The sequence below is a fragment of the Desulfitobacterium sp. genome (assembly GCF_982384815.1).
This window is the reverse complement of record NZ_CEVWNY010000119.1, coordinates 1-8871: the sequence shown is the minus strand read 5'-3', so window position 1 is coordinate 8871 and position 8871 is coordinate 1. Positions and strand designations below refer to the sequence as shown.

Genomic DNA, 8871 nt, shown 5'->3' with positions numbered 1-8871 from the left:
TTCGGTACTTTTGTACATGAAAACACGCTCCAAGTGCAAGGTTTTTGAAGGGAAAACTCCTATTTCCATGTACTATTATACCGAAAAAATGGTCTTAAACCCAGTATTTATGCGGGGCTTGCTGTTATTCAGCAGCCCCTATCTTATCCAGGTCTTTAGGTAAAATTGGCGGGGCCTATATTGGAGGGGTTATCACCCATTCACCTCCAACTGTAAAAAAATATTTAGGTTTTACCCTGCTTCCCCATTCAGGAGTATCCCTTGTCTTTACCGGAATTGCCGCATCTGTTTTAATGTCATCGGCACCTGATAGTGCCAAAATCATCCAAGGGACCATTGCTGCCACGGCAGTTATCTATGAAATCATTGCTGTAATCACTTCCAAACAAGCCTTTAAATGGGCGGGAGAATTGCATAAACAGCAAAGCAACTGAGCAAACTTTACTATTCTCCACCTTTTAGGATTTCCACATACCCTTCTGTTCCATGTACGCGAATTCGCTGCCCATCTTTTATCAGTTTGGTGGCATTTTCTACTCCGACAACCGCCGGTAAGCCATATTCACGGGCGATAACTGCTCCATGGGTCATCAGTCCGCCAACTTCGGTGACCAGGCCTTTTATGGATACAAATAATGGTGTCCAGCTAGGGTCGGTAAAGGTAGTGACTAATATATCTCCAGCTTCTAAATTTGCGTCTTCCATGCTTAAGATAACGCGTGCTCTTCCCTCTATAACTCCGGAAGAAACCGGCAGACCTGCCATAGCGCCCGCCGGAAGATTTTCTCGTTTGTACTCACCTGCAATTATTTCACCTTCAGAGGTGATAACTCGCGGAGGAGTTAGTTTTTCAAATAATTTGTACTCTTCTTTTCGCTTGCAGATGATTTCATAATCCAGTTTAGCTGTAACTAAGACTGCGCGAAGTTCTTCAAAAGTGAGGTAATATATATCTTCTTTTTCCTGAATAACATTTGTCTGTACGAGGCGATCGGCTTCTTTCAGTAAAGCCTGCTTATAAACAAAGTAGCGGCTAACCATGCCGTATTTTGGATACTCACGATAGCCAATGAAATTTCGGATTAGGTCAATCCTTCGCTTTGTCTCTTTGACTTTTTCTTCACCATCCGGCAATTGCTTCAATCGTTCTAATAACTCCTGTTCCTTTTGCCAAGCTTCCTGCCGCCCTTGCTCAAATTTCCGCTTGCTCTCATTAGGTTCAAAGTTTTTGATGTTATTGAGAATCATGGGTACCAGTGCAGTTGGCTTTTCGCTAAAGCGCGGTTTAGTAATATCAATTTCTCCGCTGCATCGCATTCCGTATTTGTTAAGAAAAGACAGGATTGCATCTCGGGCTTCCTGCCCACCATCGAGCTTAACTAATTTTCCCAAAAAATTATCGTCTTTTACATTCAGTAAATAATCAATTACTTCCGGGTAAGGACAAATCACATCTGCCACATCCATTAGTGCCAGACCCATTTCCGAAGTAATATTGTTTGGTACAGATTGAGAAAGGGTGTCTGCTGCGTTCTTTTCACCCAACCACTCGCTCATTTTTTCATTGATCCAAAGTGAAGCATTTATGGCGGCCATAAATACTGCTGAACTTTGTGGGTCAAATAAGATCCTCTTTAACTCCTGGATATCTTCTAGTATAAAATCAATTAAATCCGTTCCAGATTTCCCTTGAATGTTTTGGGTCAACTCTTCTATGGAGCTTTGACTTTTTCTAATCAAATCGGAAACGATTGACGGCTTGTCTTCGATTTGTGCTTGAGGTTTTGCAGGCGGCTTAACTTTATCGCTATTACCGGAACCCTGCTCTTTCTTATCATTTGGTAAACATTTTATAAAATCCCGCTCTATGATGGTCATGAGTGCATCTTTCATGAGCGGATCGTGTTGTCCCATATTATTTAATAACATTTTTCTGCTGTCCGGTGAAGCCAGAATTTGTGCCACATCAACAAATAACCTTCCACCGGCTTTAAACCGGCGACCATAAGATATTAACTCCATTAAAGACATTCCCAATGGTTTCAAGGGGTCGGTCATCATTTGTTGATGGCCTACAGATAAATAAACGTGGTTTTCTTTATCATTCGCTTCAGGGATGGGGTATAAAGTTGTAATTGGCCGACTTTGGACAATGTAAAATGTATCATCAGCCAAACACCATTCGATGTCCTGGGGGCAGTCAAAATGTTCTTCGATCTTTCTGCCCCAGTGGGTGAGTCTCAAAATCTGCTCGTCCGTCAGCACTTGTTTATTCTGCTGCTCAGGCTCAATCTCCTGTTCTTCCGTACCACCGGCTTTCAGGGCATAAACAGCCAGCTTCTTAGTGGATATCTTCTTTTCTATAACCTTGCCGTCACGCACTTTATAGTTATCGGCATTCACCAAGCCGGAAACCAAAGCCTCGCCAAGTCCGAAGCCGGCATCAATGGATAACACCTTTCTATTAGAAGTGACGGGATCGGCAGTAAATAAAATCCCCGACACCTCAGGGAAGATCATCTTCTGAACAACCACAGACAGGTGGACTTTGCGGTGATCAAAACCATTTTGAAGGCGGTAAGTCACTGCCCTCTCGGTAAACAGCGAGGCCCAGCACTTGCTGATATGCCTTAGGATAGACTTCTTGCCTATAATGTTCAGATACGTATCCTGCTGGCCTGCAAAGGAGGCCGTCGGTAAATCCTCCGCAGTTGCGCTGGAGCGTACTGCATAGGCGCTTTTTTCATCAAGTCCGGAGAGGTGACGGGTGATCTCTTCACTAATGTCTTGAGGAATCGCTAGCCCTTCGATAACCCGGCGAATCTCACCGCTAAGTTCACCGATTTTATCCCGGTCTTCCACCTTTAGAAGCGATAACTGATCCAGTAATTCGCTAATCGATGACGTTTCCCCAATGATTCTTTTAAAAGCTTCAGTAGAAATACAAAAGCCATCCGGTACCCGTATTCCTTCAATCCTGGAAAGCTCCCCCAGGTTCGCGCCTTTACCCCCGACAACCATGAGTTTTGTTTTGTCAATATCCTGAAAACCAAGCACATAAGAATTCATATGTTTCCCTCCCTTGGCAATTCCTTCTTTGATAATTTTGATGACATCCTTTCTATAATATCTCCGGCGACAAATCTTATTAACGTACTATGCATTATAGCAGCAGCAAATCAGAACAAATAGTCTGCATTTACAATTTTTTATATGTTATAATTAAGCTGGGAAGGGAAGGCTTTAACTTTTAATGGGGTTAACCTTAAAGGCGCAGCCAGGTGCCTAGGTAATCCTCATCCTTTTTATAAGCAAATGAAAACAGTTATTTACCGAGTTAAAATAATTCAAACATGTAAAGGGAGGGTAGAAAAACCCTCCCTTTGTTATCCCTTAAAGCAAGGGGGTATTGATAGCACAATCCCCCAAAAATGAAAATTTATTAATTTAAGGGTATAGGATTAAGATAGTGTAACTTTTCTTTTCCTTAACCGATATTTCGCCTTTATATTAAAAGCAGCCCTTTTGCAATTATTTTAACATCTCCAGCCACTTTAATCTCTCCTGCGGATTGATCCGTAAACACTTTTATCTTGCTGGGTCTTCCCACAAAACCGCCTTGATTAATAATGATATCTTCTGTTGCTTTGCAGATATTCCATTTATAGAGATAAGCTCCGGTCGCTCCGGCGGCGCTGCCGGTCGCCACATCTTCTACAGCCCCGAAATTGTCCCAAGTGCGACCTTCCATTCTGTCTACGTCAAACAAATAAACAAACTTCGCTTGAATTTTGCTTAACAGTTCCTCAAAGTCTCTGACCGTGATCTTTGCCTGTTCTAACCCTGAAGCGAGAGGGACAATCAGATACGGCAATCCGGTTGAAACAACCTCCATTGGAAACGCAGGATGAAGATTGTCGGCTGTGAGATTCAACGCCTGCAATAATATGTTCCTCAATTCACCCTCAACAGATCCCAAAAACTCAGGAATGCCCTGATTCATTGTGGCTTGAAAATATTCATCTTTTTTTATCGATTCTGCTTGGAGTGTTTTATTGTTTAGCTCGAATACTGTGGTTATGCTTCTTTCTTCTGAATACAGTTTTTCGTGAATGGTTGATACCGCTCCCAAAATCGGATGTCCTGCAAAATCCAATTCCTCTTCTACCGTAAATATTCTAGCGCGAAAATGTTTCTCTCCAATTTGTCTCAGGAAAATAGTTTCGAATTGCTTAAATTCTTCTGCAATTCTCTGCATATACTGAGTGTCCATATCTTCCTCATAAAAAATAACTGTTAATCCATTTCCAGATAAGCTCTTAGAGCTAAATACATCCGCATGATAGTAAATCATTCACTTTCTCCTTTTAACTTGAACCTCGCAAGTTCACATTCCCAAAAGATATTTTTAACGATGGACCTGCATTTTACTTAACACTTGAAAAAGAGGCCCTCTTCAGCGCATCCGCACAGAGTCGCCTGATAAGGCTTGGGCGCCATAAGCGAGAAATGCTTTTTCCCAACCGTCCACATAAGACCCCGTGCCCCACTCCGCCATGATCACGGCAGCGCCTTCCGGCAGATCAAGCTCCGCCAAAGGGGTTTCCCCTAATTTCTCCGTACCGATAGGATAAATCGTTAATTTATTTTTGGTTTTGACCAAGGCAATATCTTTATTGGGCGAAGTGAAAGCGTCTAAGGCATCGGGAACCCGGTCTTTAATTTTGTACCAGCTTAAAACTAAGGTATCGTAGAAGATCAAATTGGCCGGAGGAACAAGCTTGAGTTCAAAATCTGTTTCCTCAAAAGCCCCTCCATTTTGATAATTGATTCTCCCCACCAGGGACCAATGGCCGTTTTTCCGGATCAGGCCAAAATTCTCCCCGGACTCATCCTGGTGAATCGAAGTCATCCCTTTCTCCCTTAAGGCTGCGACAGCCTGTTCCCTGGCACTTAAATAGGCGTTAAATCCCTTGTCCCCCAGCAAATCGGACACCTTAATCTCGGTAGAGGATGAGAGTTTGTCCACGGGAAGCATCTGCAATTGATTGATACCGGAAGTTCTCTTTTCGATGGCAACAAAATCATTACCTATATAATGGATGACTTTTTCCGCCGGATCGGTATAGCCTTGCTCCTCAGTTCCTGCCTCCGCTCCCGCTTCTGTTTCCGTTTCCTCTTTTTTCAGATCGGGAGCCTTAACTGTTACATTGCGGGCAGTCAATAGATTGCCTGTCTTGCCGGCGGCGGAGAGATCCTGGACACTAAGTTCCCAAAAACCGCTGGTCCGCGGGAAAAAAAGCTGTTCAGAGGCCAGGACCGGGTGGAGTTGATGATGATCGGCGGCGATCCATAGGGTCTGATAGGTATAGCCCGTGCCTGAAGGTATTCTTAGTCCCAGCAGGACGCCGGAAGTTCCTTCCCTATTGTCCTGGTCGGGAGCCTGGGCATTGGTATTCCCTGCTCCCAAGGTACTGTCTGCCTCATCGGCAACCTTCTTTAATATAAGAACCTTATTTTGCACAAAGAAAATCATCCCGGTATCATCCAGCTTCATAAATTCGCCCAGATAATTGGCGGCGGCATAGACCGTAATCACATCGACCTTCTCGGTTTTCAGGCCGAAAATACCGGCAGCGGGAAGATATTTTGTCCGCAAATAATCCTCGGCCTTCACCCTTTTGATTTTATAGGAGGGATTATCCCAGACATGACCGCCGAAGGAAATGGCCCCTGGAGCAAATTGGACATCACTCCCTAACCATTGCTGGGTTCCTCCTTCGCTGCCGTTGGCATCCAACTCCTGAAGCACCTGCCATTTCCCTCCCAAGGAACTGACCGGACTGGAGGGCGGGATAATTTTACCGGCCGATGCGCCCGAAAATTCGGCGCAGCCGCTAAGGACAAGCAGCAAAAAAGCAAGGAGCAGAAGGAAGGGTTTTTTAAGCATTGGCACACACCTCTCGGGGCAAAGTAATGACCACAGTCGTTCCCACATTGACTTCACTGCGGAGTTCCAATCGGCCATGCATCAGGGTAATGATCTCTTCACAGATGGATAAGCCGATCCCGTTTCGGGAACGTGAGGTCTTGCCTTTGTAGAATTTTTCCTTCACCATGGGCAGCTCCTCGCCGGCAATGCCGCACCCGTTGTCGGAGATCGTAAAGGTATAGTCTTTCTCCCCTATCTCGGCCTCAAAGCGGACATACCCCTCGGCAGACGTAAAATTCAAGGCATTATCCAAAATATTGATCAAGACTTGTTTTAAACGGTTAGGGTCGGTCAGCAAGTCGGGAAGATTTTCCGGGTAAACCACCGTAAACTGGATATTTTCCCGCGTCGCCCGAGGGGTCAGCTGTTTGCGGATATGCTCCATCAACTCGGCCAAATTGACATTTACATACTTAAGTTTGATCCTGCCGGAAACAAATTTGGAAAAGTCCAGGAGTTCTTCCACCATCTGGGTGAGTCGTTCGGCCTCTTTGGCAATGATGCCGAGACCGTCGTTCAACGTTTCTTTCTGCTGGAATTTTTCGCTTTGCAGGGTAATGGCCCAGCCCATAATCGAGGTCAAAGGGGTGCGCAATTCGTGGGAAACCGAAGATATAAAATCATTTTTCAGCTTTTCTTTTTTGGTTATTTCTTCAGCCATATAGTTCAAAGTATCCGCCAGCTTGCCGATCTCGTCATCCCGCTTTTTCCTGCTCTTGATCTGAAAGTTGCCTGCCGCCATGCTTTCGGCAACGGCTGTCACTTCCTTCAAGGGGATAAGGATGGTATTGGCTAAGAAAATACTGAGCAAACCGACCACCAGTGCCACAAAAAGGCCGATGGCGATAAAAATTTTCGCCGTGTCCTGAATATCCTGATCTATTTCGCTGGTAGAACCAATAAAACGCAGGGCTCCCACAATTTGTCCCTCCGATTTTAAAGGATAGGCTACGGCCATGACTTTCTGACCGTTTAATTTTCCCACCCATTCCCCCATTTTATCATTGAGGGCATCCTGAATATCCTCCATGGGTTCTCCTTGTTCCGGGATCGTCCCCAGGGAGTCCATGACAATCTTCCCGTCCTTATCGACAATTTCCACTTGGGCATTGCTTTGATTCCAAAAGGCATCCACATTATACAGGATGTTATCTTCCAAAGAGGTATCGGAATAGTATTTGGAGTACATGTCCGCGCTGATTTTCACCTGGTTGGTCAGGTTGCCCCTTAAGCTGCCGTAATAATTCTGCTGAACGGTATAGATAAGCAGCACTTCCAGGATGGCTACCGAAACCAAAATCACGATCATGAAATTCGCTGTCAGTCTCCCTCTAATCCCTTTCATGGCAACCTCCCAGTCTCCTTCTGCCACCGGTAACCTGAACCCCAAATAGTTTTAATATGCCGAGGCTCAGAGGGGTTGTCCTCGATCTTTTCCCGAAGCCGCCGGATATGCACATCCAGAGTTTTCGTATCCCCAAAATAATCTTCTCCCCAGACTGCATTCAGCATCTCCTCCCTGCGCAGGGCTTTCCCCGGATTTTCCATAAACATTTTTAACAAGGAGTATTCCGTGGGGGTCAGCTCTACCTCCTGATCATTTTTGAGGAGCTTATTGGCGGCGGTATCCAGATGCAGACTGCCGTAAGTATAGGCCGTTCTGCCGGTTTCATAGCGATCCCGGCGCCTTAACATGGCTTTGATCCTGGCAATTAATTCAAAGGGATTGAAGGGCTTGACCATATAATCATCCGCTCCCAGTTCAAGCCCCATAATTTTATCCGTATCCTGCCCCTTGGCCGTCAGCATGATGATCAGGGGGTCCGGCATGGTCCCGCGAATGTGCTGACAGACTTCCAGTCCGTCCATCCCCGGCAGCATCAGATCCAGGACCATTAAATCCGGGAGAAAAGTAGTGAGCAGGGCCAGGGCATCTTCCCCGCTCTCCGCTTCTCCCACTTCATAGCCGGCCGTCTCCAGATTAAGGGTGATAAAACGCCGGATGGATGCTTCATCTTCAACAACCAGTATTTTGGCCTTAGTCGCGTGCATAATTTCATCCCTCAATTTTACCTTAGGTTTTTTTCTTTATTATAACACGATTTTTGTTTTATCACTTTTGTTGAGGCGATAAGGCGTTGATGAGCATCTCTCCGTAGGCTTCCACCCCGGCCTGAGTCAGATGAACTCCGTCGGAATAGAAGTAATCGTTATGGCCCTTGCTGGTTGAATACCAATCGATCAGTCTGGTCTTGGGGTAAGTCTGGGCTACTTTTTTGAGAGTCTCATTTACCTCCCCTTCCCAAGGCTTGGGGACCCGGGTATTGACCAGCAGGATCTCAGAATTTCCCTGCAGGGAGTCGAGAGTCTCCTTGAGTTGTTTTTCGCTGAAGGAACCGTTCGTTCCTAATTGAATAATCACGGTTTTCCCCAGCTTGCCCTCTTTCTGAAGCCCGGCTATAACCTCCGGGGCCTGATACATCTGTCTGCCCAGCTTGGCGTCGACGACAACCCCCTCAAGCCGTTCCTGTAAAAAAGGCTCCACATTGATCATGACGGAATCGCCGATGACTGTAATTTCATTCCCGGTAATTTCATTTTCCTGGGCTTCATCCTTCTGACCTGCCCCTGTGGTTTCCCCCTTGGCGGCATTATCTTTCTTCTCCGTCTCTTGAGCTTCGGTTTCCGGTTTGTTTACATTTTCATTTATATTTTCGTTGGCATTTGCATCTTCATTTTGATTCGGAGTCTGTGCCTGTTCTGCCGGCTCATGGTTCTCCGTTATGGCTTTTGCTGAAATTCCCGTACCCTCATTGACGGAGTTATCAGCACCACAAGCGGGAGTTATAAACAACAGCACAGCCATCAGCATGATACTA

Annotated in this window: 6 protein-coding genes and 1 pseudogene; 1 reads left to right on the top strand and 6 read right to left on the bottom strand. The window is 45.5% G+C overall.

Annotation, left to right across the window (positions count from 1 at the left end):
* Positions 1–137: 137 nt before the first annotated feature.
* A pseudogene (locus tag AC1U9U_RS13955) lies at positions 138–434 on the top strand (cation:proton antiporter); the annotation flags it as partial.
* Between the two features lie 10 nt (positions 435–444).
* On the opposite strand, the gene ppsA reads toward AC1U9U_RS13955, so the two are convergent.
* From ppsA to AC1U9U_RS13925, 6 genes are all read right to left on the bottom strand, one after another.
* Positions 445–3069, bottom strand: a complete 2625-nt coding sequence (gene ppsA / locus AC1U9U_RS13950) for a phosphoenolpyruvate synthase (protein ID WP_479961164.1) — start codon at positions 3067–3069, stop codon at positions 445–447.
* Positions 3070–3505: 436 nt separating this feature from the next.
* Positions 3506–4354 (bottom strand): PhzF family phenazine biosynthesis protein, encoded by an 849-nt coding sequence (locus tag AC1U9U_RS13945; protein ID WP_479961163.1) that lies wholly within the window; start codon positions 4352–4354, stop codon positions 3506–3508.
* Between the two features lie 102 nt (positions 4355–4456).
* On the bottom strand, positions 4457–5950 hold the full coding sequence (locus AC1U9U_RS13940) for a hypothetical protein (protein ID WP_479961162.1): 1494 nt from the start codon (positions 5948–5950) through the stop codon (positions 4457–4459).
* Positions 5943–7337 (bottom strand): sensor histidine kinase, encoded by a 1395-nt coding sequence (locus AC1U9U_RS13935; RefSeq protein WP_479961161.1) that lies wholly within the window; start codon positions 7335–7337, stop codon positions 5943–5945. Before AC1U9U_RS13935 ends, AC1U9U_RS13940 begins: the two co-directional genes overlap by 8 nt.
* On the bottom strand, positions 7334–8044 hold the full coding sequence (locus AC1U9U_RS13930) for a response regulator transcription factor (protein ID WP_479961160.1): 711 nt from the start codon (positions 8042–8044) through the stop codon (positions 7334–7336). The genes AC1U9U_RS13935 and AC1U9U_RS13930 overlap by 4 nt, the downstream gene beginning before the upstream one ends.
* 61 nt (positions 8045–8105) lie before the next feature.
* Positions 8106–8871 (bottom strand): SGNH/GDSL hydrolase family protein (locus AC1U9U_RS13925; protein ID WP_479961159.1); only part of this gene is annotated, 766 nt, incomplete at its 5' end.

Excerpts from the sequence above, each read along its gene's own strand:
- ppsA (WP_479961164.1), bottom strand. The coding sequence starts at position 3,069 with ATGAATTCTTATGTGCTTGGTTTTCAGGATATTGACAAAACAAAACTC.
- AC1U9U_RS13945 (WP_479961163.1), bottom strand. The coding sequence starts at position 4,354 with ATGATTTACTATCATGCGGATGTATTTAGCTCTAAGAGCTTATCTGGA.
- AC1U9U_RS13940 (WP_479961162.1), bottom strand. The coding sequence starts at position 5,950 with ATGCTTAAAAAACCCTTCCTTCTGCTCCTTGCTTTTTTGCTGCTTGTC.
- AC1U9U_RS13935 (WP_479961161.1), bottom strand. The coding sequence starts at position 7,337 with ATGAAAGGGATTAGAGGGAGACTGACAGCGAATTTCATGATCGTGATT.
- AC1U9U_RS13930 (WP_479961160.1), bottom strand. The coding sequence starts at position 8,044 with ATGCACGCGACTAAGGCCAAAATACTGGTTGTTGAAGATGAAGCATCC.